Origin of the sequence: Pantoea sp. EKM21T (assembly GCF_011800405.1) — a bacterium.
Lineage (GTDB): Bacteria > Pseudomonadota > Gammaproteobacteria > Enterobacterales > Enterobacteriaceae > Pantoea > Pantoea agglomerans.
In genome coordinates this window covers 114,369-141,328 of the sequence record NZ_JAALFV010000009.1, presented here as the reverse complement: position 1 = coordinate 141,328, position 26,960 = coordinate 114,369, and the positions used below count along the sequence as shown (strand labels likewise).

Here is a 26,960-nt window from a genome sequence, read left to right as displayed (position 1 = left end):
CGATGCGATGAACGAAAATAAAGGCTTCTGGTACGCCGACTGGTCTTTCCCGATCTTTGTTGGCCTGCTCTCTTCTGGCGTCTTTGCCGGGACACACATGTATTACCTCTATGGCATCGGCGCGTTCAACGAAGTGGCGTTTGTGTCGATGCTGCGCGCAGGCATGGAGACCGGCGTCTACGGCGCGGTCGCCGCCTTTGGTGCCAGCTTCCTGTTCGCTCGTATCATCGAAGGTTCGCTGGTGGGCATTCTGGATATCGGCGGGGCGATTCAGACCGGCGTCGGGCTGGGCGTTCCGGCACTGTTGCTGGGTGCGGGCATTGTCTTCCCGGTGGCGAACTTCGCTGCCTCGCTGGCGACGGGCCTGGTGATTGGTGTGGCGATTGGCTACCTGATTATTCTGGCGCGTAAATTCACCATCAATCAGAGCGACTCAACCTACGGCGCAGACGTGATGATGGGTGCGGGTAATGCCTCGGGGCGCTTTCTGGGGCCGCTGATCATCCTGTCAGCCATGGCGGCATCCATTCCGATTGGCCTGGGTTCGCTGCTGGGCGCGCTGCTCTTCTATCTCTGGAACAAGCCCATTACCGGCGGCGCCATCCTCGGCGCGATGATCCTCGGGGCACTGTTTCCGATTGCTCTCTGATCTTACCGGCAGCCCGGCAGCGGGCTGCCGTTAAGGAGAAACCATGTACGACTTGATTATTCGCGGTGCGCGTCTCAGCGATGAGCAGGTGGTCGACATTGCGCTGCAGGATGGCCGCATCGCCGCCATAGGCAAGGTGCAGGGCAACGCACAGCGCGAGCGCGATCTGGCTGGCCGTTACTACCTCAGCGCAGGCTGGATCGACTCCCACGTTCACTGCTATCCCAAATCACCGATTTATCATGATGAAGCGGATGCGATTGGCGTAGCGCATGGCGTCACCACGGTTGTCGATGCGGGCAGCACCGGCGCAGAGCACATTGATGACTTTTACCGGCTGACACGCGCGGCACAGACCCAGGTTTATGCGCTGATCAATATCGCCCGCACCGGCATCGTCACCCAGAATGAGCTGGCTGACATGACGCAGATAGATGGCGAGGCGGTGCAGCAGGCGGTGGCGCGGCTGCCCGATTTTATTGTCGGCCTCAAGGCGCGCATCAGCAGCAGCGTGGTGGGCGAGAATGGTGTGCAGCCGCTGATCAAAGCGAAGGCGATCCAGCAGGAAACCGGCGGGCTGCCGCTGATGGTTCACATTGGCAATAATCCGCCCAATCTCGACCAGATTGCGGATCTGCTCACCACGGGTGACATCATCACGCACTGCTTTAACGGCAAACCCAACCGTATCCTGACGCCGCAGGGCGAGCTCAAAGCGGCGGTAAAACAGGCTATCGCGCGTGGCGTCAAACTTGATGTCGGCCACGGCAGTGCCAGCTTCAGCTTTGAAGTCGCCCGCGCGGCGATTGCGCAGGGCATTCTGCCCGACACCATCAGCTCTGACATCTACTGCCGCAATCGTCTGGCCGGACCGGTTCACAACCTGGCGCATGTGATGTCGAAATTTTTCAGTGTCGGTATGACGCTGCCGCAGGTGATTGACTGCGTAACGCTCAATGCGGCGGCAGGACTGCGCCTGCAGCGCAAAGGCCAGCTGAAAGTCGGCTACGACGCCGATCTGACTGTGTTTAGCGTCAAAGAGGAAACCCGGCCATTCATCGATTCAGAAGGTGAACAGGTCGCAGGTGAGAAGCATCTGGTCCCGCTGGCGGCCGTCGTTGCTGGTACGTGGATCGCGACTGAAGAAGGAATTGCGCATGACCTCGGTATATGAAAAGTATGGCCTGAAGCCGGTGATTAACGCCTCTGGCCGTATGACGATCCTCGGCGTCTCTACGCCATCGAGTGAGGTGATCGATACGGTGAAATATGGCCTCGATCACTACTTCGAAATGAAAGATCTGGTGGATAAGACCGGTGCTTATATCGCCGGTCTGCTGAAGGTGGAGAACGCGCTGGTGGTCTCCTGCGCCTCGGCCGGTATCGCCCAGAGCGTGGCGGCGGTGATTGTGAAAGACAACGACTGGCTGGTGGATAACCTGCATGCCGCGCCGCTGACCGTCCCGCATCAGATTGTGGTGCCGAAAGGGCACAACGTGAACTATGGCGCACCGGTCGGCAGCATGGTGGCACTGGGTGGCGGGCAACTGGTGGAAGCGGGTTACAGCAACGAGTGCTCACCCGCCCAGCTGGCGGCGGCGATCACCCCACAGACCGCGGCGATCCTCTATGTAAAATCGCACCACTGTGTGCAGAAGAGCCATCTCGATGTGGCGCAGTCCGCAGCCGTTGCGCGCCAGCATGGCGTCCCGCTGATCGTCGATGCGGCGGCGGAAGAGGATCTGCAATGCTACTACCAGGCGGGTGCCGATCTGGTGATCTACAGCGGAGCAAAAGCGATTGAAGGGCCGACCAGCGGACTGGTGATTGGCCGACACCACTACGTTGAGTGGGTCAAACGCCAGACCAACGGCATTGGCCGCGCGATGAAAGTGGGCAAAGAGGGGATCCTGGGGCTGACCCAGGCGATTGAAAACTATCTGACGCAGCCAAAAATCAGCGGCGCGCAGATGGTGGAAAAAATGACGCCGTTCATTGAACAGCTCAACAGTCTGAATGGCGTGACGGCCCGGGTAGTGTGGGACGCCGCCGGACGCGACATCGCCCGTGCTGAGATCAAGTTCGACGAAGCCGCGATCCAGCAGCGCACCGGCGATCTGGTGCAGGCGCTGAAAAACGGCGACGTGGCGATCTACTTCCGTGGCTACAAAGCCAACGAAGGGATCATTGAGGCGGACGTGCGCAGCGTCAGCGCCGATCAACTGCACACTATTTTCACCCGCATTCAGGCACTGTTAAACGGAGAGAAAAACGCATGACGCTGACCCCCAATTTCTATCAGGATCGTCTCTGCCTTAACGTACTGGCGGGATCGAAAGAGAATGCGCGCGCCATCTGGCAGGCGGCAGAAGGGCATGTGCTGGTCGGCGTGCTGTCGAAAAACTACGCCAGCAATGAAGCCGCTATCGCCGATATGCGCGAGTATGCCGCGCTGATCGATAATGCGCTCTCGATTGGTCTGGGTGCGGGCGATCCCAACCAGTCACAGAGGGTGAGTGAGATCGCGGCAGTGCTGCAACCGCAGCATGTGAATCAGGTCTTTACCGGCGTCGCCACCAGCCGTGCGCTGCTGGGGCAGTCGCAGACGATAGTGAACGGTCTGATCTCGCCCACCGGCACGCCAGGGCAGGTGAAAATCTCCACCGGACCGCGCAGCTCAAAACAGCGTGATGGGATTGTGCCCGTCGAAACGGCGATCGCGATGCTGCAGGATATGGGCGGCAGCTCGGTAAAATATTTCCCGATGGGCGGTCTGCAGGCGGTGGATGAGTATCGCGCTGTGGCGGAAGCCTGTGCAAAGCTGGATTTCTGGCTGGAGCCAACCGGCGGCATCGATCTGGAAAATTTCGGTGAGATCGTGCGCATAGCGCTGGAGTCGGGCGTCAGCAAAGTGATCCCGCACGTCTACAGTTCGATCATCGACAAAGCCAGCGGAGAGACCCGCGTTGAAGATGTGAAGCAGTTGCTGACCATCTGTAAAACGCTGCTGGCTTAGAGATCAACACGATCTGCCTGCAACAGGCTAGATCGCGCAACATGGACGTTGCGAGACGATCTCCGTAGGCTGATGTTCCCTATTTCTGTCTGCAAACAGGTAACGCTTGTGAGATTTCCCAATCAGCGCCTTGCGCAACTGTTCGATGCCATGCAAAACGAAACGCTGCCTCAGGATGAGCTGGCGCGGCGTTTCGCCGTCTCGACACGCACCGTGCGTACCGATATCACGGCGCTGAATGCGCTGCTGGCAGAACATGGCGCGCAGTTTGTCCTCAATCGTGGCGCGGGCTATCAGCTGAAGATTGAGGATGCTCAGCGCTTTCAGCATCTGCAACAGCATACCGCGTCGCCGCTGCGGGTGCCGCGCACCTCGCCGGATCGGATTCGCTACCTGCTGACCCGCTTTCTTACTGCCGCTTATTCCCTGAAACTTGAAGAGCTGGCAGAGGAGTGGTTTGTCAGCCGCGCGACCCTGCAGAATGATATGGCGGAGGTGCGCGAATGGCTGGGGCGCTATCACCTCACCATTGAGAGCAAGCCACATTACGGCATGAAGCTGTTTGGCAGCGAAGTGGCAATTCGTACCTGCCTGACCGACCTGTTATGGCAAATTGATCAGGCGCAGCCCGAGAGCCCGCTGCTCACAATCGAAGCGCTGAACAGCGGCATGCTGGAGACGCTGCGCCCGCTGCTGCAAAGCTGTTTTGCTCAGCACAATATTCGGCTCAGCGATGAGGGTGAACGCTATCTGCGGCTTTACTGCGCCGTGGCGGTGCGGCGCATCAGCGAAGGCTATCCGCTTAACGATCCGGGTGCAGAGGAGATTGGTGATGAGGTGCGTGAAGCGGCCCATCACCTGATTAATCTGATGCGTCCGCTGGTCAGCAAACCGATTTCACCGGCGGAAGAGAACTGGCTGCGGGTCAATATCGCCGCGCGACGCATTCAGGCGATTGCTCCCAGCGCCATCAATGCTGATGACGCCGACGCGCTGGTGGATTATCTGCTCAGCTTTATCAACACGCATTACAACTTCAATCTGCAAAACGATCAGCAGCTGCGTGCTGACCTGCTCACCCACATCAAAACCATGATTACGCGGGTGCGCTATCAGATTCATATTCCCAACCCGCTGCTCAGCAACATCAAACAGCACTATCCCATGGCCTATGATGTCACCTTAGCGGCGGTGACCAGCTGGGGAAAATATACCCCTTACGTCATCACCGAGAATGAGATTGGCTTTCTGGTATTGCATATCGGTGTCGGGCTGGAGCGCCACTATGACGTCGGTTATCAGCGTCATCCGCAGGTGCTGCTGGTCTGCGACAGCGGTAACTCTACGCTGCGAATGATTGAGGCGATGCTGCTGCGCAAATATCCGCAGTTGCAGGTCACGGCCCGCCTGTCCCAGCGCGAGTATGAGGCGCGCAGCCGCATCGACGAAGATTTTGTTATCTCTACCATCCGGCTCAGCGAAAAAGAGAAACCGGTGGTGGTGATGTCGCCGTTTCCCACCGGTTTTCAGCTGGAACAGATTGGCAAGCTGGTGCTGGTGGACCGTACCCGGCCCTATATGCTGGCGAAATTTTTTGATGCCCAGCACTTTCATATCGTCGACAGGCCGATGACCCAGTCTGAACTGTTTCGCCAGCTGTGCGATCAACTGGAGGCGGAGGGATTTGTGGATGCGGCGTTCTATCCGTCGGTTGAAGAGCGCGAAGCGATTGTCAGCACCATGCTCGGCGAAGGCATTGCACTGCCGCACTCGCTGGGGCTGCTGGCAAAGAAAACCGTGGTTTACACGGTGCTGGCGCCGCACGGCATCGCCTGGGGAGACGATACTGCCTATGTCATTTTCCTGCTGGCGATCAGCAAAAGTGAATATGAAGAGGCGATGGCGATATACGATCTGTTTGTGACGTTCCTGCGTGAAAGGGCGATGACCCGCCTGCGGGACAGCACCGATTTCACCCGCTTCAGGGCAGTGGCGATGGATTGCCTGAGCCGCTCGTGGCCCTCGCCCTGAATCGGCGCTTTAGTTTTTCTTCGCCAGCAGGCGCGGGATCTCACGCAGGCACCAGGATTTGGCTTCGCCCATGCTGTCACGCCGCCACGCCATAATAATATCGACCTCACGGGTATATTCCGGACTCACCACCCGCAGACGGCCTTCCGCAATATCCTGTTCTACCAGTGAATAGGGCATGGTCGCCACGCCCAGGCCAGCCAGCAGCGCACGTCGCTTATCGTCCATGCTGCTCACGGTCAGGCGCTGCTGCTTATCCAGTAACTGCACGGTCAGCACCGGACGCTCACGCGCGGTATCTGCGACCGCAATGCCACGGTATTTCACCCGCGTCACTTCAGACTGAGGTTCAGGCTCGTTATGAATCGGGTGATCAGCACTGGCGACGTAGACGCTCATCATGGTGTAGAGCTTGCGCGTATTGATCTCGGTGGAGGCGCGGAAGTGCATATCGGGAGCGATCACGATATCGGCCCGGCCCTGTTCCAGCCGTTCCCACGCGCCCGCCAGCACTTCCGTCACCAGCGAAAATTGCGTATTGGCCTTGTCGGCCAGCCGCGTCACCAGCGGAAACAGCGCATCAACAGGCACCAGCGCTTCGGTGACGATGGTCAGATGGGTTTCCCAGCCACGTGCCAGCGCTTCCGCATCGGTGGTGAGCTTATCCGCCGCTTCCAGCAGCACCCGGCCACGCTCCAGCAGCATGCGTCCCACGTTGGTAAATTTGGTACGGTGACCGGAACGGTCAAACAGCACCACATCCAGCTCCTCTTCCAGCTTTTGCATGGTGTAGCTGAGGGCGGAAGGGACGCGCCCCAGTTCATCCGCCGCCGCGGCAAAACTGCCACGCCGATCAATCGCATCCATAACGCGTAAAGATTCAAGGGTTAACGCACGCTCTTTAGCCATCCCGGTTCTCTGTCAGGAAATTTGAACATGCCCGGCAGATTAACTGGCTAACAATCCGGCGTCCAGACTTTTACCATGGGAGCATATAGTCCGTGGCCGATCCTCGTCACCGGATGCTGGAGGTAAACAATGATAACAACACGCAGTGCGTCCGCATGTGGTCAGGCCGATTTCGGCTGGTTACAGGCGCGCTACAGTTTCTCTTTTGGCCACTATTTTGATCCCAAACTGATGGGGTACGCGTCGCTGCGCGTACTGAACCAGGAAGTGCTGGCGCCGGGTGCCGCTTTTCAGCCGCGCACCTATCCACAGGTTGATGTCCTGAACATCGTGCTGCAGGGTGAAGCTGAATACCGCGACAGCGAAGGCAACACGATCAGCGTGCGGGAAGGGGAGGCGCTGCTGCTCTCTGCCCAGCCGGGTGTGAGTTACACCGAAATGAACCTGAGCAAAGATCGACCGCTGACACGCATGCAGCTCTGGCTGGCCGCCTGTCCGGAGCGCGAAAATCCGCGGATGCAGAAAATTGCCCTGACGGATGGCCGGTTGTCCCAGCTGATCGCCTCGCCGGATGGCATGGACGACAGTCTGCAACTGCGTCAGCAGGTGTGGATTCATCAGGTCGAGCTGGCACCAGGCGAAAAGCATTCGCTGCAGTTACAGGGGCCGCGAGCCTATCTGCAGTCGATTCACGGTTCGCTGGAAGCGATGTCCGGCACGGATCATCAGGAGAAGCTGGGCTGTGGCGATGGTGCCTTTTTGCAGGAAGAGAAGCTGTTGCAACTGACGGCGAAAACGGCGACCCGCGCACTGGTCATCGACATTCCGGTCTGAACATCGGGCAATAAAAAAGGCGGCCATGGCCGCCTTTTTTGCGTTTTGCGTATTACTTCAGCATGGTGAAGGCCGTGGTGACGTGCTTCACGCCACTGACGCGGCTGGCGACATCAGCCGCTGCCTGCGCTTCCTGCGGTGTCACCAGACCCAGCAGGAACACTTCGCCATTCTCCGTCGTCACCTTCACGTTGGAGGATTTCACCTGATCGCTGCCCAGCAGCTGCGAGCGGATTTTGGTGGTAATCCAGGTGTCTGACGACGTGGTGCCCAGCGTCACTTTCTGGCCGATACGGATCTCGTTATAGACCTCGGTTGCGCCATCAACGCCCATGGTGATCTGTTTGGCACGACCGGCGATCTCCTGCGAAGGCGCCTGACCGGTCAGCAGCACTTTGCCCTGATAGGCCGTGGCAATAATGCGGGCATCGGTTTTAATCTGCTGATCTTTTGCCAGCGCGTTAGTCACGCGTAGCTCCAGCGTGCTGTCATCAACCTGCGTACCCACCGAGCGTGGATCGGTAGCCGTTTTAGTGGCAACCGCTGCGCCGCCCGCCACAACCGCAACGCAGCCCTGCAGCAGCATGGCGGTTAACAGAATAGCTATAGCATTCAATGCTTTCATTCGTGCTCCTTCGGTCATTCCTGATGGGGAAAGAGAGTGTTATCGATCAGATCGCATAAGCAATTAACGGTGAGCATATGCATCTCCTGAATACGGGCGCTGCGATGCGACGGAATGCGGATCTCCACATCCTGCGGACCCAGCAGTCCGGCGAGCTCTCCACCATCATACCCGGTAAGCGCAACGATAGTCATATCGCGTGTTACCGCCGCTTCCACGGCCTTAACGATGTCACGGGTGTTGCCACGGGTTGAGATAGCCAGTAACACATCGCCTGCGTGTCCCAGAGCGCGCACCTGCTTGGCATAGATTTCATCGTGCAGGCGGTCATTACCAATCGCGGTCAGCATCACGTTGTCCGCGCTCAACGCCAGCGCCGGTAAGCTTGGGCGTTCGGTCTCGAAACGGTTGATCATGCTGGCGGCGAAGTGCTGTGCATTGGCGGATGAGGCACCGTTGCCACAGCTCAGGATTTTATTGCCATTCAGTAACGACTGCACCAGCGTCATAGCGGCGCGGGAGATGGCATCGGGCAACGCTTCGGCTGCGGCAATCTGAGTTTGAATACTTTCGGTAAAACACGCTTTAATTCTGTCCTGCACACGACCACCTGGTTCTAAACGTCTGCATTAAAGGCATTCGGCAGCCACTCGAGCGCCGTGCCGGTAATGGCGATGATGTCGAAACGGCAATTCACTGTTTCAAAACTGCCGCCGCGTTGCGCCAGCCAGAGAGCGGCAGCGCGCAGCAGCTTTTGTTGTTTATTCCGGGTTACGCTGGCGAGCGCGCCACCATAACGCGCATCGCGTCGGTAGCGAACTTCAACAAACACCCAACAGTGCCCGTCACGCATTATCAGGTCAAGTTCACCATTGCGAAAGTGAACATTACTGGCGACCCATATCAGGCCAGCCTGCTCCAGATAGCGCCGGGCATCTTCTTCATACCTGGCGCCAGTCTGACGCCGATTTAGTTGGCCGGTGCGATTTCGCCCCGACGATACTGGTTCCATGTCAACTTCCTGTTGATCACACAATCCGTGTCGGCGCTGAGCTTGCCGGTATTGCCGTCCAGCGTAAAGCCAGGTGACTGACGCATCTGGTTAAAGTGATTCGCCAGCGTCCAGGCATCCATTCCCATGGCATAGAGACGCACCAGCGAATAGTCATTATTGAATGACTTCGACGTCTGCTGCATCAGGCCAGGATTGCTGCCGGAGAGCAGCGGAATATCGCTGAACTGCAGGCCATCCATTTCCAGACGGAAGTCCGGGCCGGCACCGGCTTGCGCGCTGCGCGAACTGGCGTAGAGCGAGATATTGCTGCGACTGCCGGTGCGCATGGTGATCATCGGTTTGATCAGCTGCAGTTCGTCCTGCGTTGAGACGATGTAGACCGCATCGACGCCGCCGCTGCTGCTGGTGCTGACCACATCTGGCGTGTTCTGCTGCGGTGCCGGGATAGTCAGGCCCGCAATCGTCACACCCTGCGGCTCGGCAGGTGCAGCGTTCACTGGCGTACCGGATAAGCTGATGCCCGCGCCGCTGTTAATGCCCTGTTTCAGCTCCGAGGTCGAGCCAAAGCGCTGCTGCATCACCGTGCTGCCACCCAGCGTCTGCCACTCCTGAGCAAAGGCGTTAGTGACGCGATCGCCCAGTCCGCTGCGCGGAACCAGCAACAGCGGCTGGCGTTTGCCCTGATCCCAGATATGGTGCGCCGCATCGCGCGCTTCGTCTTCAGGAGAAAGCGCAAAGTAGCAGATATTCGGATGGTTCTGGATCTTTTCCGGCTCGTTGAGCGCCAGCACATTCAGTGGCGTCTGGCTGTTGGCGACCTTCTCAACGTTGCTTTTCAGCAGCGGGCCGACCACGATGGTGGCACCATCCTGCTGTGCCTGCTGCATCACCTGTTCAATCGGCTGGCTGCTGGTGTCATAGACCTTGATCTGTGCGTTGCTGGCCGGTTCTGCGGCAGCAGGCTGTGATTGAGGCTGTGGCGTCGTGTCGGCAGGCTGTTGCTGCTGCGGCGCGCTGATTGGATCGGTGGAAGAACCAGCAGCGGCAGCGGGTTGGGTGCTGGCGGTTGCATCAGCAGCGGCGGGCTGAGCTGCCGCAGGCTGAGCGACCGGCGCGGAGATGCCATTCTTCGCATCATTAAAGCCTTTCTGAATCGCGTTGGCGAATACCTGAGCCTGGCCATTCAGCGGCAGCAGCAGCGCGATGATGCTGGTTGAGGCTTTGGTGTAGTTCTGCATCTGGCTCAGCTGCGTCGGCAGCGTTTTGGCCGCCGGGTTCTGCGGATAGCGGGTCTGCCAGTCTTTGATGCCTGACTTGAGCATCTCGGCATCCTGCGTGTTGGCGCGCCAGACCGCGAGCAGATCCAGCCAGCCCTGCAGCACATTTTCATCGGCATTGATGACCAGGTTGCTGACTTCCTGCGGCGACATCTGGGTCAGTGTCTGCCAGGTGGCGTCGATATTGCCCTGATGATCGGTGCCTTTCAGCAGCGGCTCCTGGGCAATATAGTTGCGCAGCAGCGAGAGTGAAGGGCGACCCTGTGCGCTGGCGATCTGCAGGCTGTAGTAACGCGCCAGCTGATCCTGCGACAGTGCGCCGGTTTTCACTGCCGCTAACAGCGGTTCGGCGTCTTTGATCTTCTGCTGTGCAATCAGCAATTGCGCTTTCAGCAGCAGGGATTCCTGTTGCTGCGTCTCAGAGAGCTGCTGCGGCAACTGGCTCAGTTGCTGAGTCGCCTCAGGATACTTTCCTTCCTTCAACAGGGCGCGGATTGCAAGTAATTGCCAGTCGGTCTTGCTATCATCGCTGCTTTGCTGCGCTTGCTGCAGATAGTAAGCGGAGCTGGCTGTGACGGGCCCCTGAATATTGACGGTTGAGGTTTGCGGCCCCTGACCGCTACATGCGGCTAAAATCAGCCCAGCAAGAATGACAGGCAGAAAGCGTCCTGCTTTATGACGAACGACTTTTGAAGGAAGCATACTGTATCCAGTGATGTTTTTTTCAAGATGCTCAATATTAAATCGGCAATTCGGATGAAACAATGAAACAACTCGATCGGGCAGAGATTTCTGCCAGCACGCTCTACATCGTTCCAACCCCGATTGGTAATTTGGGTGATATCACCCAGCGGGCGCTGACGGTGCTTACGAGCGTCGATCTGGTCGCTGCGGAAGATACACGTCATACCGGACTGTTGCTACAACATTTCGCCATCAATGCGCGACTCTTCTCACTTCATGACCACAACGAGCAGCACAAGGCTGAACTGCTGCTGACGAAGCTGCAGGAGGGTCAAAGCATAGCCTTAGTTTCTGATGCTGGCACGCCGCTGATCAACGATCCGGGCTACCATCTGGTGCGTCGCTGCCGTGAAGTGGGCATCCGTGTGGTGCCGCTGCCGGGCGCCTGTGCTGCCATTGCTGCATTAAGTGCTGCAGGACTGCCATCCGATCGTTTCTGTTACGAAGGGTTTCTGCCCGCCAAAACCAAAGGCCGTTGCGACGCCCTGCGGGCGCTGGTGCAGGAGCCGCGCACGCTGATTTTCTATGAGTCGACCCACCGTCTGATCGACAGCCTGCAGGATATGGTGAGTGAGCTGGGTGCCGAACGCTACGTGGTGCTGGCGCGTGAGCTGACTAAAACCTGGGAGTCGATCTACGGTGCACCGGTCGGCGAGCTGCTGGCGTGGGTAAAAGAAGATGAGAATCGTCGCAAAGGCGAGATGGTGCTGGTTGTCGAAGGGTACAAGACCGATGATGAAGATGCGTTACCGGCCGATGCGCTGCGTACGCTGGCGCTGCTGCAAAAAGAGCTGCCGTTGAAACGCGCGGCTGCGCTGACCGCTGAGATCCACAGCGTGAAGAAAAATGCGCTTTATAAGTATGCGCTGGAGCAGCAAGAGGCGTGACAAATGCCGGCGAATGTCCTATTATCCCGCGCCGAAGCTGACCAGACAGTCGCCGCTTTGTCGTCGTCCTCACTTGTGGGGAGACGGGCAGAGGGGAGGAAAGTCCGGGCTCCATAGGGCAGGGTGCCAGGTAACGCCTGGGAGGCGCAAGCCTACGACCAGTGCAACAGAGAGCAAACCGCCGATGGCCCAGAAATGGGATCAGGTAAGGGTGAAAGGGTGCGGTAAGAGCGCACCGCGCGACTGGCAACAGTTCGTGGCACGGTAAACTCCACCCGGAGCAAGGCCAAATAGGGGTTCACAAGGTACGGCCCGTACTGAACCCGGGTAGGCTGCTTGAGCCAGTGAGCGATTGCTGGCCTAGATGAATGACTGTCCACGACAGAACCCGGCTTAACGGTCAGCTTCGACTTTTTATCAAAAACCCCGCTTCGGCGGGGTTTTTGCTTTGTGACGCGCGGTGACAGGATGAATGACTGCCCACGACGCTTTATATGAAAAGAACGCGGCTTAACGGTCAGCTTCGGCTTTTTACCAAAACCCCGCTCCGGCGGGGTTTTTGCTTTTTGACGCGCGGTGGTTTGAAGGTCAGCGGTGAGATCGCGCCTGCAAAGGAAACAGGGTCAGATCGGAAAGTCGCAAAATCCGTCATCCCTGACATGCTCGGCCCGCGCCATCCCTGGCGCGGGACGCTTTCCTCTTCTGACCCTGTTCCCTTCGCGTTTAGATTGTCATTGCGGTCAGATTGTATCTGCTCCCAGCGCGATGAGCAGGCAGCTTAACCGCGGCCGTGCGGTTCATCCCAGTCAAACGCCGGGCCCAGCGAAATGACGCCGTTCGGGTTGATGGTCTTATGGCTGCAATAGTAGTGATGACGAATATGCGGCAGATTAACCGTCTCTGCGATACCAGGCATCTGATAGATATCACGCAGGAAACCACTCAGGTTTCTGTAGTCACTGATGCGATGGCGATCGCATTTAAAGTGGGTCACATAGACCGGGTCAAATCGCACCAGTGTGGTCCACAACCGCAGATCCGCTTCGGTCAGTTGATCGCCGGTGAGATAGCGATGCTGGCCTAAAATCTGCTCCAGCCGCGACAGCGAATGGAACAGCGCAGTGACTGCCTCGTCATAAGCGGACTGCGAAGTGGCAAAACCCGCTTTGTAAACGCCGTTGTTCACGGTGTCGTAGATCCAGCTATTCAGTTCATCAATCTTTTCGTGCAGAGCAACGGGATAATAATCCCCGGCACGGGCACCGACAGCATCAAACGCACTGTTGAACATGCGGATGATATCGGCAGACTCATTGCTGACGATGGTGTTCTGCTGCTTATCCCACAATACCGGCACGGTTACACGGCCACTGTATTGCGGATCGGCGTGCAGATAGAGCTGATAAAGGAACTCATTCTGATAGAGCTTATCGCCGGTCGCATCCTGAAAACTATCATCGAAGGTCCAGCCATTCTCCAGCATCAGCGGATGCACCACGGAGACATCGATCATGCTATCCAGGCCCTTCAGCTGACGCATCAGCAGCGTGCGGTGCGCCCAGGGGCAGGCCAGCGAGACATAAAGATGATAGCGGTCGCGTTCGGCGGCAAATCCCGCTTTACCTACCGGGCCAGCACTGCCATCCGCGGTTACCCAGTTGCGGAAAGCCGACTCTGAACGCTTGAAGCGTCCGCCGGTAGATTTGGTGTCGTACCAGGTGTCATGCCAGACACCGTCAATTAACTGTCCCATAATGGCTCCAATGCAAACAGGGCGGGGAAATGTCCCCGCCCTGCTAAGTATATGTGGCATTACGCTTTATGTGAGATTAGCGCGCAATCGCTGGCTGTGTTTTTCTTTTGCTGATCAGGCGATCAATGCTGTACGCACCTGGACCCACCAGACCTAACACCAGGAAACCACCGGCGATAGAGAGGTTCTTCATGAACATCAGCTGGTTCACGCCTTCGGCAAAGTTACTGTGGAACAGAAACGCGGTCAGGATGGTGAAGCCTGCAGTAAACAGGGCAGTGAAACGGGTCAGGAAACCAAACAGGATAGCCAGACCGCCGCCAAACTCCAGCAGGATAACCAGCGGCAGCATAAAGCCCGGGACGCCCATTGCTTCCATATATTGCTGAGTACCTGCATAACCGGTGATTTTGCCCCAGCCAGCCGTAATGAACAGGATTGGCATCAGGATGCGAGCCAGTAACAAACCAACGTCTTCGAATTTTTTCATCATTTACTCCAGCGCTATCAGGGATGCAGGGCAAGCTGCCCGCAAGGTTTATGCCCGCTGAAAGCAGTATTGCGTTCATTGGGTTGATAGCTGGAGATGATAGTCGCGGAGTGGAAAGGTTGTAAGCGAGATATACTGTCAGTGTTTTTCAGAAATTCTGATGAAGAAAAGCCGGCCTTTTCAGGACCGGCTTTTAGCAAAATTAACGCGGTGGCAGAGCGGACTTGATCATGCGCCAGGTACTCCAGGCGCCGAATCCCCGTTTTACCCAGCGTAACAGCATGTTGGGACTGCGAACGGAGTAGATAGCCAGCGCACTGCTGCCAATGGCCAGGTAGCGGCGTAAGCTGAGGAAGGTGAACCAGCCGCGATCGTAATGGGCGGTGCCTTCCAGCCAGTCACGCCGCGCAGCGCTTAAATCCAGCCGCTGCTGCTGCACATGCTTAAGCAGTTCATGGATGCGTTCTTCACGCTCGCGGCGGCTCATCAGCGCTGGTCCTCAAGTAAATCCCGGTCTGTTTCCAGCTCCTTGCGCGTGTGGCGCAACAGCGTGGACTGACGTGATTTGTGAAGCGTCCAGAGCCCCAGAATAACCGCCAGCAATAGCAGCGTGCCGGTCGTGATGCCAATGGCCATCAGACGGTACTGCGCATCCACTGCCCAGATAATCAGAACCATCAGGCTCATCAGACCAAATGCAGTGAACAGCATTGTCAGGCCAACCATCAACAGCAGCTGAATCAGGTTAGCTTTCTCGTGCTCCAGTTCCACCACTGCCAGACGAACGCGTGTCTCGACCATGCCAACCAGCGTGGTAACAATGCGCTGGCCGATGTTAATGACCCCTTTAGCCGGGCCGTGGTTATGCTGTGAGTCAGCCATAATTATCGACGCGAAATGAGCATGCCCAGTGCGACGCCAATCGCTGCACCGATACCCACACCATGCCATGGATTTTCACGCACGTAGCCTTCGGCTTTTTGCGCCGCTTCGCGGGTGGTCGCAGCAATGCGCTCGCTTGATTCGCCCAGACGTTCACGTGAGCTATCCAGCGCCACACGCGCTTTATTGCGAAGTTTATCCAGCTCGCCTTTGGATTTTTCAGTGCTGCTGCTCAGCACCTCTTCCAGGGTATCGGCCAGGTTTTTCAGTTCAGCACGCAAATGTTCCGATGATGTGTCTTTAGACATAAAATACTCCTTTAACATCAGTTGGTTAGTTCCGATTAATAGGGCTCCGCCTGTAACTTTTTCAGCTCCCGGCGCGCTTCATCCAGTTTTTGTTGTCGCTTAGCAATCTTCTCCTTGTCATGGCCCTCTTCACGCTCTTCCCTGAGTGCGTGCTCACGCTCAGCAACTTTCTGCTTCTGAGCGTTAATTCTTTCCAGATGGGCGGCCTCGAGCTTTTTGTCGCTGCAATCGGCCCGGACTTCGGTCAGCGCACGCTCCAGACCGTTAACCCGGCGCTGGTTGTTATGCTTCTGCGCCATCCCGATTTCACGCTGAATATCCTGCTCTTTCTGCTCACACAGCGATTCTGCCGCCAGCAGTGATCCCGACAGCGAAAACAGCGCGACTCCCAGTAATACTTGATATTTCATTGGTCCTGGACCCTTCCATTGCGACCTGATCCATCATCACCCGCGTAATCATATGGCTGCGGGTGCTAAGAATCGACTCTCGCTTAAGCATAGACACCCATAGTAAAAAGTTCAAAGAAGACCGGGAGATAGAGCGCCTTTCAGACCGCCGAGCGATGGCGCGACGGTCTGAAAAGGAGAGGGGAGTCGGGAGATTACGCCAGTGAGAGGTGCTGAGAGTGATCGTGCTGCGCCACAATAAAGCCCTGTGGCAGCAGACGGCGTAACACCTTCTGGGCCGCCAGGCTCTGCTCTTCGCTATCAAAATGGATGATCAGTGCATCACCCGCAGGCGTAATGCTTTTGATACGAATACCCTGCGCACTTAATTGCTGGTAGAGATAAAAACCATCGGGCAGGGTGGCGCCAGCATGGGAAACCCGAATCTGCACCACCGTCTCGTGCTTCATCAGACCGGGGACCACACAAAGCGCGACCAGCGCAAAGACGCCAGCGATCAACCACGGTAACCACCGTTTAGGAATAGCCTGCAGCAGTTTCATTACTCGGCTTTCCCGTTCTGATTCGCCTGACGTTTACGCCATATCACCACCAGCGATCCCACCAGACCAAACACCAGCAGCGCCAGCGGCAGCATCATCAGGAAGAACATCATCTCATCTTCATAACGACGGAAAATCGGGGTTTTACCCAGCGCGAAGCCGATAACGGTCAGAATCACCACCCACAGAAACGCACTTACCCAGTTGAAGAACTGAAAGCGGGCATTACTGAGGCCTGACAGTCCGGCGATGGTAGGCAGCAGAGTCCGCACAAACGCGATAAAGCGACCAATCAGCAGGGCAGATAAGCCGTGACGATGGAACATGCTGTGCGCGCGCAGATGATACTGGGCGGGAAGATGGGAGAGCCATTTCTGCACCGTAGGCGTGTTACCCAGCCAGCGGCCCTGTAAGTAGCTCACCCAGCAGCCAAGACTGGCACCGGTCGTTAACACCAGAATCGTCAGGGGGAAGCTCATGGTGCCTTTAGCAATCAGTACGCCGACCAGAATCAGCAGACTGTCACCCGGCAGAAATGCAGCGGGAAGAAGGCCATTTTCTAAAAACAAAATCATAAACAGCACGCCGTAAATGGCCCATACCAGCGTGGGATCGGAGAGGGTTTCGTAGTCCTGCTGCCAGAGGGCATGCAGCAACGATTGCAAAATATCCATCAATTCATTCCTGAACATCATTGTTAAACATGTCCCACAGGGACTTAAACGCAGACCGGCATTTCGTTATAAATTTTAGGAGCGCAGCCTGGGCGGGATTTTCCGGATCCTTCCAGAATTGATTGTTAAATCAGCGACTTTATAACCCCCAGTCGCAAAGGGTAATAAAAGGGCGATAACTGTAACAAAAATCGCCTGTCTGAGACAGGAAAACTCTCTGGCGAACAGGAGTTTTACCTTGTGAAACGGCGTGTAAAAAGGAGCTTTACATGACCTGACACTATTGCAGATTAACTGACCATCTCAGGGCATTTTCAGGCACTTTTAGCGGGCGTTATTGGACCCATCAGGCAGGATGACCGGATTCTCACCAAACATGTATCGATCCACGTTAAATTCAAAATCATCCGCCGTCGCGTTAAACAGCATCTGTTTAGTATTTTCCAGATGTTGCCACATCGCCAGTTTGCTGGCGGCGGGATCTTTGCGCATCAGAGCTTTAAGAATCTGATCGTGGTCGTCGCACCAGCTGAGAATGCTGCGCTGGTCGATGTGTTCGTGAAGTTTGAGCCAGTAGGGATTGTGCAGGCGATGCAGCCACATTTTTTCAACGATGGCGGCTAAGGCACTGTTCTGGGTGGATTGCGCGATACGTACATGAAACTGCATATCCCACTCGGAGTCGCGGAAATGATCCTCCTGGCGGGCTTTTTCCTGAATCGCCATCAGGTCGATAATGTCCTGACGCGTTACCTGCGTTGCAGCGAACTCGGCCACATTACTCTCAATCAGCTGACGAGCCTGGAGCAGTTCGAAGGGGCCAAACGTGGCGAACTCCAGCTGACTGCTGGTGGAGGCGATGCGGTTCTGCTGCTGGCTGGCAATGACGTGGATGCCCGAGCCTTTACGGACCTCAACATAGCCTTCAACTTCCAGCATGATGATCGCTTCGCGTACGACGGTGCGGCTCACTTCCATCTCTTCGGCAATCAGGCGCTCAGCAGGCAGTTTGTCACCCACCGGATAGATCCCGGTTTCAATGCGGCTTTTCAGCTCGCTGGCCAGCTGTTGATAAAGTCGACGGGATTCAGTGAAGTCCATAGCACAATCCTGGTAGCAGACAGATAAGTTGTTATACCACTTCAGGAGGTGCGAGGAAATGGGCTGGCTTGCGCCAGCCCGGCAGATTAACTGCGAACGGCGCTGGCCTGCGGAATAACAGCTTCGGCATTCAGCTCTGAAATGGGTTTATTTTTCAGAACCGTCCAGATAACGACGGCACCCAGCAGATCAAACACCGCCAGCGCGGCAAACAGTGGGCTGAAGCCCAGCGTATCGGCCAGTGCACCGACCACCAGCGCAAACATGGTGCTGGCGGTCCAGGCTGCCATGCCGGTCAGGCCGTTAGCCGTGGCAACTTCATTGCGGCCGAAAACGTCTGAGGAGAGGGTGATTAGCGCGCCAGAGAGGGCCTGATGCGCAAACCCGCCGATGCACAGCAGACCAATGGCGACGTAGGGGCTGGTGAACAGGCCGATGGTGCCCGGCGCAATCATTAACACCGCACCCATCGTCACGACCATCTTGCGGGAGACGATCAGGTTAACGCCGAACCAGCGCTGAAACAGCGGCGGCAGATAGCCACCGAGGATGCAGCCGAAGTCCGCGAACAGCATCGGCATCCAGGCGAACATCGCAATCTCTTTCAGATTGAAGCCGTAAACCTTAAACATAAACAGCGGAATCCAGGCGTTGAACGTTCCCCATGCCGGTTCTGCCAGAAAGCGCGGCAGGGCAATACCCCAGAACTGGCGGTTACGGATAATCTCCAGTGCTGACATTTTGCGGGTGTTGCCGGTCTGATGCTGCGCTTCCTGGCCGGAGATAATGTAGTCGCGCTCTTCATCGCTCAGCTTCTTCTGCTGTTTCGGGTGCTTGTAAAACACCAGCCAGCTGAGTGCCCAGGCCATGCTCAGCACGCCGGTCATGATAAATGCCATCTGCCAGCTGTGCGCCACGATCGCCCAGACCACCAGCGGCGGAGCCAGCATCGCACCGATAGACGAACCCACGTTAAAGTAGCCCACGGCGACCGAACGCTCTTTAGCCGGGAACCATTCGCTGCTCGCTTTCAGTCCGGCCGGGATCATCGCCGCTTCAGCCGCACCGACTGCGCCACGTGCCAGCGCCAGTCCGCCCCAGCTGCCCGCCATCGCCGTAGCGGCACAGAAAATCGCCCACATAATAGCAAACACCGCGTAGCCGACTTTGGTGCCGAGCAGATCCAGTACATAACCTGCCACCGGTTGCATCAGCGTGTAGCAGGCTGAATAGGCCGCAATTATGTAGGAGTACTGCTGCGTGGTGATATGCAGCTCTGACATTAATGTCGGGGCCGCCACGGCAATGGTGTTACGGGTCAGATACCCCAACACCGTACCGAGCGTCACCAGTCCAATCATGTACCAGCGTAACCCTTTGATCTTACGCATCCTCTACCTCTTCCAGTTCTGTATGCGGTCTTGCCGCTGTTGTTATCTGGAGCGGGACAGCACGTGATGCAGCTCTGCTCACGCCCGCAGGTTCTGTATGAGCAACCCTGTTATGACCTTGCCATTTGTGAGTCGCTAACGACCTCACGATGGGGCGAGAGCCTAACTTGTTATACAACTTTAAAAGTTGAGAGCCATCACAAAAACCCTTTCTGCACTGTGGGATACTGGAAACCTGCGTAATGACAGCCATTTAGCGCGATACGGGCGACAAAAACGTCCATAACGGCAGCCAGCTACCGCCGTTTATGTGAGCAGGATCTCAAATAAATCCGTAACGGACTAAAATTGGTATGATAACTTTGGGCCATCAGTGGTTCAGTCGATGAGGAAGCATGTATGTCACGTTTCATGACCGAAGATTTTTTGCTGGATACCGAATTCGCCCGTCGTCTCTATCACGACTATGCAAAGGATCAGCCGATTTTCGACTATCACTGCCACTTGCCGCCGCAGCAGATTGCCGAAAATTATCGCTTCGCCAACCTTTATGACATCTGGCTGAAGGGCGATCACTATAAGTGGCGGGCTATGCGCGCCAACGGTGTGGCTGAGGCGTTCTGTACCGGTAACGCCAGCGATCGTGAAAAATTTGACGCCTGGGCGCGTACCGTGCCGCACACTATCGGCAACCCGCTCTATCACTGGACCCACCTGGAGTTACGCCGGCCTTTCGGTATTACCGATACGCTGCTTTCTGAGAAAACGGCTGACAGCATCTGGCATCGCTGCAATGAACTGCTGGCGCAGGATAGCTTTACCACGCGCGGCATCATGCAGCAGATGAAGGTGAAGATGGTGGGCACCACTGACGATCCGCTGGATGACCTGTGCCATCACCGCGCGCTGGCAGACGATGCCAGTTTCAGCGTTAAAGTGCTGCCGAGCTGGCGTCCGGACAAAGCGTTTAATATCGAAGCGGAAACCTTCCTGCCGTGGATCGAGACGCTGGAGCAGCTGACGGACATCAGCGTGCAGCGTTTTGACGATCTGCGCAGCGCACTGCATCAGCGGCTGGATCACTTCGCGGCGCACGGCTGTAAAGTCTCCGATCACGCGCTGGATGTGGTCTGCTACGCCGAGGCGGATGACGCCACGCTGGATGCGATTCTGGCGCGTCGTCGCAGCGGTGCCGCGCCCAACCCGCAGGAAACGGCACAGTTTAAAACGGCGGTGCTGGTCTGGCTGGGCAGCGAATATGCCCGCCGTGGCTGGGTGCAGCAGTATCACATTGGCGCACTGCGCAACACCAATCCGCGCCAGTACCAGCTGCTGGGGCCTGATGTCGGCTTCGATTCGATCAACGACCAGCCGCTGGCCGAACCGCTGGCACGCCTGCTGGGCGCGCAGAATCTCAATAATGCGCTGCCTAAAACCATTCTCTACTGCCTGAACCCGCGCGACAACGAAGTGCTGGCCACCATGGCGGGCAACTTCCAGGGCGAAGGTCAGGCGGGCAAAATGCAGTTCGGTTCAGCCTGGTGGTTCAACGATCAGCTGGATGGTATGCAGCGTCAGATGACGCAGCTGGCGCAGATTGGTCTGCTGAGCCGTTTCGTCGGCATGCTGACCGACAGCCGCAGCTTCCTCTCCTACACCCGCCACGAATATTTCCGCCGGCTACTGTGCCAGATGATAGGCCGCTGGGTGGAACAGGGTGAAGCGCCAGACGATGAAGCGCTGTTAGGTCAGATGGTACAGAACATCTGCTTCAACAATGCCCGCGATTACTTCGGCATCGAGCTGGGAGCCTGATAATGAAAAGGCTAAACCGTCACGACTTTCCGGGCGCCGTCTATCGCGACCGGGTGATCCAGTTCGGCGAAGGCAACTTCCTGCGCGCCTTTATTGACTGGCAGATCGACTGGCTGAATGAACATCAGGGCACCGATGCCGGGATCGTGGTGGTGCGGCCGCGCAACCGTGAAGTCAGCGACAGCCTGAATCAGCAGGATGGTCTCTATACCACGCTGATCCGCGGGCTGAACGATCAGGGCGAGCAGGTCAGCGAAACCCGGCTGATCCGCAGTCTCAACCGTGAAATCCAGCCCTGGCAGCAGTTCGGCGAATTTATGGCGCTGGCCCGTAATCCTGATCTGCGCATGGTCTTCTCCAATACCACCGAAGCGGGCATCGCCTTTGTCGGCACGGATCAGCTCACCGATCAGCCCGCCAGCAGTTTCCCCGGCAAACTGACGCAGCTGCTGTGGGCGCGCTATTCCTTCTTCAACGGCGCCAGCGACCGGGGCTGGCTGGTGGTGCCGTGCGAGCTGATTGACCATAACGGCGACACGCTGCGCGATCTGGTGCTGCGCTACGCCGATCAGTGGCATCTGCCCTCCGAATTTAAAACCTGGGTTCATCAGCACTGCGCGTTCTATAACACCCTGGTCGACCGCATCGTCACCGGCTTCCCGGCGGAAAGCGAGCAGCTACAACGCGAGCTGGGTTATGAAGATCGCTATCTGGTGGCGGGCGAAGTCTACTATCAGTTTGTGATTCAGGGGCCGTCGGCGCTGTTTAATGAACTGAAGCTGGCGGCGCTGTCGCCGCAGGTTCGGCATGTGGATGACATTGCGCCCTATAAAGCGCAAAAAGTGGCCATTCTCAATGGCGCGCACACTGCAATGGTACCGGTCGCGTTTCTGGCCGGTATTGAGAGTGTGGGAGAGGCGATGGCCGATCCGGCTATCGCCGGATTTGTGGATAACCTGCTGCGTCACGAAGTGATCCCGACGCTGGATCTGCCTGCCGATGAACTGCACGCGTTTGCCGATGCGGTACAGCGTCGTTTCCGCAATCCGTTTATTCGCCACGCGCTGCTGTCGATTGCCCTTAATGGCATGACCAAATTCCGCACCCGTCTGCTGACCCCACTCCTTGCCGCGCATCAGCAAACCGGCGAGTGGCCGACACACATCACCTTTGCGCTGGCCGCGCTGATCGCTTTTTATCGCGGCGAGTCAGCCGGCAAAAGCTGGCCATTGCAGGACGAGCCGCAGTGGTTACAGCGCTACGCCGACGCCTGGAAAGCACTTGATGCGGATCAGCTGTCACCGCAACAGCTGGTGAACGGCGTACTCAGCGACGCGCAACACTGGGGTGAAGATTTAACCCGTCAGCCCGGACTGGCTGCGGCTGTCACCCAACACCTGCAAAATATCATCGCCCACGGAATGCGTGAGGCGCTGAGCCAACTGAGATAACGCTATGCAAGACGCAATCAAAATTGATCCCCGCGACAATGTCGCCGTGGCGTTACGTGATTTAGACGCGGGCGCCATGATAGAGCTGCCGCCACTGAGTGTGGCGGTGCAACAGGCGGTCGGACGCGGGCATAAATTTGCCCTGCAGCCTATCGCGCAGGATGAGCTGGTGATCAAATATGGGCTGCCGATTGCCCATGCCACGCAGCCTGTGGCCGCCGGTGAGTTAATCCATTCGCAGAACGCCCGCACCAATCTCAGCGATCTGGATCAGTATGCGTATCAGCCCGAGTTTGTGACGCTGCCGCCGCAGCCGGGTGACCGTGAGGTGCAGATCTACCGTCGTGCTAACGGCGAGGTTGGCATCCGCAATGAGCTGTGGATCCTGCCAACCGTTGGCTGCGTCAACGGCATTGCGCGTCAGATCCTGCAGCGTTTCCTGAAAGAGACGCAGGAGGCAGAAGATATCGATGGCGCGTTCCTGTTCAGCCATACCTTCGGTTGTTCGCAGCTGGGGCAGGATCACGAAAACACCCGCACCATGCTGCAGAACATGGTGCGCCATCCTAATGCTGGCGCGGTGCTGGTGATTGGTCTCGGCTGCGAAAACAATCAGGTTGATGCCTTCCGTGACACCCTCGGCGCGTTTGAAAGCGACCGGGTCGAGTTTATGGTGTGCCAGCAGCATGACGATGAGGTGGAAGCCGGGCTGGAGCGGCTGCACGCATTGTATGAAAAAATGCGTCACGACCAGCGCGAGCCGGGCAAACTCAGCGAGCTGAAGTTTGGTCTGGAGTGCGGCGGTTCGGATGGTTTGTCTGGCATCACCGCCAATCCGTTGCTGGGACGTTTCTCGGACCAGATGATCGCCAATGGCGGCACGACCGTACTGACCGAAGTACCGGAAATGTTTGGCGCAGAACGGATTCTGATGAGTCGCTGTCGCGACGAGGAGACCTTCAGCAAAACGGTGGCGATGATCAACGATTTCAAACAGTATTTTATCGATCACCAGCAGCCGATCTACGAAAACCCGTCGCCAGGCAACAAAGCGGGCGGTATCACTACGCTGGAGGAGAAGTCGCTGGGCTGTACTCAGAAAGCGGGGCAGAGCCAGGTGGTCGATGTGCTGAAGTATGGCGAACGGTTAAAAACGCCGGGGCTGAATCTGCTGAGTGCGCCGGGCAATGATGCGGTCGCCACCAGTGCGCTGGCGGGAGCCGGTTGCCACATGGTGCTGTTCAGTACCGGACGCGGCACACCTTATGGCGGTTTTGTGCCGACGGTGAAGCTGGCCACCAATACGCCGCTGGCGGAGAAGAAACCGCACTGGATCGACTTTAATGCCGGACGGTTGATCGAGGGAATGAGTATGGATGCGATGCTGGAAGACTTTGTCGACAGCATTGTGGCGATTGCCAGTGGTCAGCCGACCAACAACGAGAAGAACGATTTCCGCGAGCTGGCGATTTTCAAAAGCGGTGTGACGCTATAGTTTGTCAGGCAAACAATGGCGATCCTGATGTTGTTATTACCGTCGGTTAATCCTGTGCCCTTCGTGGGTGGCAGAGTCCGATCGCAAAGTCGCTTAAAGCATCCCTGCTCGCTCGGCCCGCGCCTTCCCTGGCGCGGGACGCTTTGCTTTTCGGACTCTGCCACCCACTCTTTGAGCTTTTGAGCTATCTGAAAGGTTAAGCCCGGCTGGTTTCGCGCTCCGCTTCTGCCTGACAGACGGCGGCGGTAAACAGAATATCGGTTGAGGAGTTCAGCGCGGTTTCCGCCGAATCCTGCAGGACGCCGATAATAAAGCCGACCGCCACCACCTGCATTGCCAGATCATTCGGAATGCCGAACATGTTACAGGCCACCGGGATCAGCAGCAGCGAACCGCCCGCCACGCCAGATGCACCACAGGCACAGAGTGATGCCACCAGACTCAGCAGAATCGCCGTCGGCACATCAATGCTGATCCCCAGCGTATGCACCGCCGCCAGCGTCAGCACGGTAATGGTAATCGATGCCCCCGCCATACTGATGGTTGCGCCCAGCGGAATCGACACCGAATAGGTATCCTCATCCAGATCCAGACGTTTCGCCAGCGCCATATTCACCGGAATGTTGGCGGCAGAACTGCGGGTAAAGAAGGCGGTCACGCCGCTTTCGCGCAGGCAGGTGAAGACCAGTGGATAGGGGTTGCGACGGATTTTATAGAACACCAGCAGCGGGTTCACCACCAGCGCCATCAGCAGCATACAGCCCAGCAGCAGCGCCAGCAGATGCGCATATTGCCACAGCGCGCCAAAGCCGGTAGACGCGAGGATCGAGGCCACCAGACCGAAAATACCAATCGGCGCGCAGCGAATCACGCAGCGTACCAGCCACGTCACCGCATGAGAGGCATCATTGAGAAAGGCGCGGGTAGTGTCACTGCTGTGACGGAAAGCCAGCCCGAGACCAATTGCCCACACCAGAATGCCGATGTAGTTGGCGTTCATCAGGGCCGTGATTGGATTCGACACCATGCTCATCAGCAGTCCACGTAGCACTTCGGTAATGCCGGATGGTGGTGTGATTTCCGTGGTGCCCACCGCCAGCGTCAGCGTCTGCGGGATCAGATGGCTGAAGACCACCGCGACCACCGCCGCGAAAAAGGTGCTCAGCAGATAAAGCATAATAATCGGCCGGATATTGCTCTTCTGGCCCTGCTGGTGGTTGGCAATCGAGGCGATCACCAGCATCAGTACCAGCAATGGCGCGACTGCTTTCAGCGCACTGACAAACAGTTCACCCAGCAGACCGACCGCGATAGCGGCATCGTGTGAAATCCAGGCGAGCGCCACACCGGCGATCAGCCCAATCATGATTTGCTTCACCAGGCTTCCGGCGAGCAGCGTGCCCAGACGTGCGGAGAGAGTTTTCTGCATAATATTTTCTATATTTTGTCGCGGATGTAGTTTCAGACGCGATGTTTTGCATCGGCTAAAACGGTTTGCCCGGCGGAGTATAAGGAAAAGATCGGACGAGAAAAGAGAAAGTTCTGTCACTGTGGAGCAGGTCAGATTTTTATTATGCTGGATAGTGGAAGTGTGACAGAGGGATGAAATGGCGTGACAGGCTGCCACAAAATAAAACAGGGGCATCGGCTGCCCCTGCAGGTAATTATGGTGCGAGCTTTTTCTGGTCTCTTTTGCGGTTAACCCAGGCATTAATCAGCAGGGTTGATGCCAGAATGGCACCGACCACACCCAGCGAGATACCGACCGGGATATGGTAGAGGTCGACAATCAGCATCTTAAAGCCGATGAACACCAGCACAATCGCCAGGCCATACTTCAGCATCGAGAACCGTTCCGCCACGTTTGCCAGCAGGAAGTACATGGCACGCAAACCCAGGATAGCAAACAGGTTTGAGGTCAGTACGATAAACGGGTCAGTGGTCACGGCGAAGATCGCCGGGATACTGTCTACCGCAAAGATCACGTCGCTGATTTCCACCATGATCAGCACCAGCAGCAGTGGCGTCGCAAACAGCACGCCGTTTTTGCGGGTGAAGAACTTCTCGCCGTCGAGATCGTCAGTCATGCGCAGATGCTTACGCAGCCAGCGCACCACAGGTTTTTCGCCCACCGCGCTGTCATCCTCTTTCGCCAGCGCCATTTTCACACCGGTGAACAGCAGGAAGGCACCGAACACATAGAGGATCCAGCTGAACTGCGTGACCAGCCAGCTACCGGCGAAGATCATGATGGTACGCAGCACGATAGCGCCTAATACCCCATAGATCAGCACCCGGCGCTGCAGATTGGCCGGAATAGAGAAGTAACTGAACAGCATCAGCCAGACGAAGACGTTATCCACCGCCAGCGCTTTTTCCAGCACGTAACCGGTCAGGAAGGCGAGCGTCTGCGTGTTAGCGACTTCACGTCCCGCGCTGCCCTCCAGATACCACCAGAAGGCGGCGCTGAACAGCAGTGAGACTGAAACCCAGATCAGCGACCAGACGGCCGCCTGCTTGAAAGACATGGTCTGCGCGCCACGGCGTCCCTGCAACAGCAGGTCGATAGCCAGCATGATAAGCACCACAACCGCAAAGCTGCCCCACAGTAAAGGCGTACCCACAGTTTGCATATTCGTATCCTGTCCGAAAAATAAAAAA

At 57.0% G+C, this 26,960-nt stretch carries 27 protein-coding genes and 1 other RNA gene; 11 read left to right on the top strand and 17 right to left on the bottom strand.

Annotation, left to right across the window (positions count from 1 at the left end):
- Positions 1-7 precede the first annotated feature (7 nt).
- From HFD87_RS18405 to HFD87_RS18385, 5 genes are all read left to right on the top strand, one after another.
- The gene (locus HFD87_RS18405) at positions 8-649 is read left to right on the top strand and encodes a DUF4310 family protein (RefSeq protein ID WP_010256482.1); all 642 of its coding nucleotides are present in this window, start codon (positions 8-10) and stop codon (positions 647-649) included.
- 43 nt (positions 650-692) lie between these two features.
- Positions 693-1,823 carry an amidohydrolase/deacetylase family metallohydrolase gene (locus HFD87_RS18400; protein ID WP_167423763.1) on the top strand — a complete coding sequence of 377 codons (1,131 nt, stop codon included), beginning with the start codon at positions 693-695 and terminating at the stop codon, positions 1,821-1,823.
- The gene (locus HFD87_RS18395) at positions 1,807-2,928 is read left to right on the top strand and encodes a DgaE family pyridoxal phosphate-dependent ammonia lyase (RefSeq protein WP_167423762.1); all 1,122 of its coding nucleotides are present in this window, start codon (positions 1,807-1,809) and stop codon (positions 2,926-2,928) included. Before HFD87_RS18400 ends, HFD87_RS18395 begins: the two co-directional genes overlap by 17 nt.
- On the top strand, positions 2,925-3,665 hold the full coding sequence (locus tag HFD87_RS18390) for a KDGP aldolase family protein (RefSeq protein WP_167423761.1): 741 nt from the start codon (positions 2,925-2,927) through the stop codon (positions 3,663-3,665). The genes HFD87_RS18395 and HFD87_RS18390 overlap by 4 nt, the downstream gene beginning before the upstream one ends.
- Before the next feature lie 108 nt (positions 3,666-3,773).
- Positions 3,774-5,696, top strand: a complete 1,923-nt coding sequence (locus HFD87_RS18385; RefSeq protein ID WP_167423760.1) for a transcription antiterminator — start codon at positions 3,774-3,776, stop codon at positions 5,694-5,696.
- Positions 5,697-5,705: 9 nt separating this feature from the next.
- Here the strand turns inward: HFD87_RS18385 and HFD87_RS18380 are convergent, their stop codons facing one another.
- Entirely contained in the window at positions 5,706-6,605 is a 900-nt protein-coding gene (locus HFD87_RS18380) for a LysR family transcriptional regulator (protein ID WP_010256496.1), read from the bottom strand.
- Positions 6,606-6,734: 129 nt separating this feature from the next.
- Between HFD87_RS18380 and HFD87_RS18375 the strand changes: the two genes are divergently transcribed.
- Entirely contained in the window at positions 6,735-7,439 is a 705-nt protein-coding gene (locus tag HFD87_RS18375; protein ID WP_060681136.1) for a pirin family protein, read from the top strand.
- A gap of 52 nt (positions 7,440-7,491) precedes the next feature.
- Here HFD87_RS18375 and dolP read toward each other — a convergent pair whose 3' ends face one another.
- The 4 genes from dolP to HFD87_RS18355 are packed head-to-tail and all read right to left on the bottom strand — an operon-like array spanning position 7,492 to position 11,058.
- Positions 7,492-8,064 carry a division/outer membrane stress-associated lipid-binding lipoprotein gene (gene dolP / locus HFD87_RS18370; RefSeq protein ID WP_010256504.1) on the bottom strand — a complete coding sequence of 191 codons (573 nt, stop codon included), beginning with the start codon at positions 8,062-8,064 and terminating at the stop codon, positions 7,492-7,494.
- A gap of 14 nt (positions 8,065-8,078) precedes the next feature.
- Positions 8,079-8,666, bottom strand: a complete 588-nt coding sequence (diaA, locus tag HFD87_RS18365) for a DnaA initiator-associating protein DiaA (RefSeq protein WP_010256507.1) — start codon at positions 8,664-8,666, stop codon at positions 8,079-8,081.
- 14 nt (positions 8,667-8,680) lie between these two features.
- Positions 8,681-9,076, bottom strand: a complete 396-nt coding sequence (locus HFD87_RS18360; protein ID WP_010699787.1) for a YraN family protein — start codon at positions 9,074-9,076, stop codon at positions 8,681-8,683.
- Complete coding sequence (locus HFD87_RS18355; protein ID WP_167423759.1) at positions 9,034-11,058, bottom strand: penicillin-binding protein activator; 2,025 nt, start codon at positions 11,056-11,058, stop codon at positions 9,034-9,036. The genes HFD87_RS18360 and HFD87_RS18355 overlap by 43 nt, the downstream gene beginning before the upstream one ends.
- A gap of 62 nt (positions 11,059-11,120) precedes the next feature.
- Between HFD87_RS18355 and rsmI the strand changes: the two genes are divergently transcribed.
- Positions 11,121-11,987: a 16S rRNA (cytidine(1402)-2'-O)-methyltransferase gene (gene rsmI / locus HFD87_RS18350; protein WP_167423758.1), complete on the top strand. Its 867-nt coding sequence runs from the start codon at positions 11,121-11,123 to the stop codon at positions 11,985-11,987.
- 33 nt (positions 11,988-12,020) lie between these two features.
- Positions 12,021-12,399: RNase P RNA component class A (rnpB, locus tag HFD87_RS18345), an RNA gene on the top strand.
- A gap of 366 nt (positions 12,400-12,765) precedes the next feature.
- Here the strand turns inward: rnpB and HFD87_RS18340 are convergent.
- The 10 genes from HFD87_RS18340 to HFD87_RS18295 all read right to left on the bottom strand — a co-directional run bounded on the left by HFD87_RS18340 (position 12,766) and on the right by HFD87_RS18295 (position 19,538).
- The gene (locus HFD87_RS18340) at positions 12,766-13,740 is read right to left on the bottom strand and encodes a glutathione S-transferase family protein (protein ID WP_167423757.1); all 975 of its coding nucleotides are present in this window, start codon (positions 13,738-13,740) and stop codon (positions 12,766-12,768) included.
- Positions 13,741-13,816: 76 nt separating this feature from the next.
- Positions 13,817-14,230, bottom strand: a complete 414-nt coding sequence (locus tag HFD87_RS18335; RefSeq protein ID WP_010256522.1) for a DoxX family protein — start codon at positions 14,228-14,230, stop codon at positions 13,817-13,819.
- A 202-nt stretch (positions 14,231-14,432) separates the two neighbouring features.
- Positions 14,433-14,717, bottom strand: a complete 285-nt coding sequence (locus HFD87_RS18330; RefSeq protein WP_010256526.1) for a YqjK-like family protein — start codon at positions 14,715-14,717, stop codon at positions 14,433-14,435.
- On the bottom strand, positions 14,717-15,112 hold the full coding sequence (locus tag HFD87_RS18325) for a phage holin family protein (protein ID WP_010256529.1): 396 nt from the start codon (positions 15,110-15,112) through the stop codon (positions 14,717-14,719). The genes HFD87_RS18330 and HFD87_RS18325 overlap by 1 nt, the downstream gene beginning before the upstream one ends.
- 2 nt (positions 15,113-15,114) lie before the next feature.
- Entirely contained in the window at positions 15,115-15,420 is a 306-nt protein-coding gene (locus tag HFD87_RS18320; protein ID WP_010256532.1) for a YqjD family protein, read from the bottom strand.
- Between the two features lie 35 nt (positions 15,421-15,455).
- Positions 15,456-15,830, bottom strand: a complete 375-nt coding sequence (locus HFD87_RS18315) for a DUF1090 domain-containing protein (RefSeq protein ID WP_010256536.1) — start codon at positions 15,828-15,830, stop codon at positions 15,456-15,458.
- Between the two features lie 194 nt (positions 15,831-16,024).
- Entirely contained in the window at positions 16,025-16,372 is a 348-nt protein-coding gene (gene mzrA, locus HFD87_RS18310) for an EnvZ/OmpR regulon moderator MzrA (protein ID WP_010256540.1), read from the bottom strand.
- Entirely contained in the window at positions 16,372-17,046 is a 675-nt protein-coding gene (locus tag HFD87_RS18305) for a DedA family protein (protein ID WP_010699781.1), read from the bottom strand. Before HFD87_RS18305 ends, mzrA begins: the two co-directional genes overlap by 1 nt.
- Before the next feature lie 324 nt (positions 17,047-17,370).
- Entirely contained in the window at positions 17,371-18,147 is a 777-nt protein-coding gene (exuR, locus tag HFD87_RS18300; protein ID WP_022623920.1) for a transcriptional regulator ExuR, read from the bottom strand.
- 86 nt (positions 18,148-18,233) lie between these two features.
- A complete protein-coding gene (locus tag HFD87_RS18295; protein WP_010699779.1) occupies positions 18,234-19,538 on the bottom strand; it encodes an MFS transporter in 1,305 nt (434 codons plus the stop codon).
- A 399-nt stretch (positions 19,539-19,937) separates the two neighbouring features.
- Between HFD87_RS18295 and uxaC the strand changes: the two genes are divergently transcribed.
- From uxaC to HFD87_RS18280, 3 genes are read left to right on the top strand one after another with little or no spacing between them, the layout of a single operon-like run.
- On the top strand, positions 19,938-21,353 hold the full coding sequence (gene uxaC, locus HFD87_RS18290; RefSeq protein WP_167423756.1) for a glucuronate isomerase: 1,416 nt from the start codon (positions 19,938-19,940) through the stop codon (positions 21,351-21,353).
- A gap of 2 nt (positions 21,354-21,355) precedes the next feature.
- Positions 21,356-22,804, top strand: a complete 1,449-nt coding sequence (locus HFD87_RS18285; protein WP_122889569.1) for a tagaturonate reductase — start codon at positions 21,356-21,358, stop codon at positions 22,802-22,804.
- A gap of 4 nt (positions 22,805-22,808) precedes the next feature.
- Entirely contained in the window at positions 22,809-24,299 is a 1,491-nt protein-coding gene (locus tag HFD87_RS18280) for a UxaA family hydrolase (RefSeq protein WP_010256556.1), read from the top strand.
- A 196-nt stretch (positions 24,300-24,495) separates the two neighbouring features.
- Here HFD87_RS18280 and sstT read toward each other — a convergent pair whose 3' ends face one another.
- Together sstT and HFD87_RS18270 are read right to left on the bottom strand one after the other, a co-directional pair.
- Positions 24,496-25,728 carry a serine/threonine transporter SstT gene (sstT, locus tag HFD87_RS18275; RefSeq protein WP_033785571.1) on the bottom strand — a complete coding sequence of 411 codons (1,233 nt, stop codon included), beginning with the start codon at positions 25,726-25,728 and terminating at the stop codon, positions 24,496-24,498.
- A 235-nt stretch (positions 25,729-25,963) separates the two neighbouring features.
- The gene (locus HFD87_RS18270; RefSeq protein ID WP_010699777.1) at positions 25,964-26,932 is read right to left on the bottom strand and encodes a TerC family protein; all 969 of its coding nucleotides are present in this window, start codon (positions 26,930-26,932) and stop codon (positions 25,964-25,966) included.
- Positions 26,933-26,960: the final 28 nt, after the last annotated feature.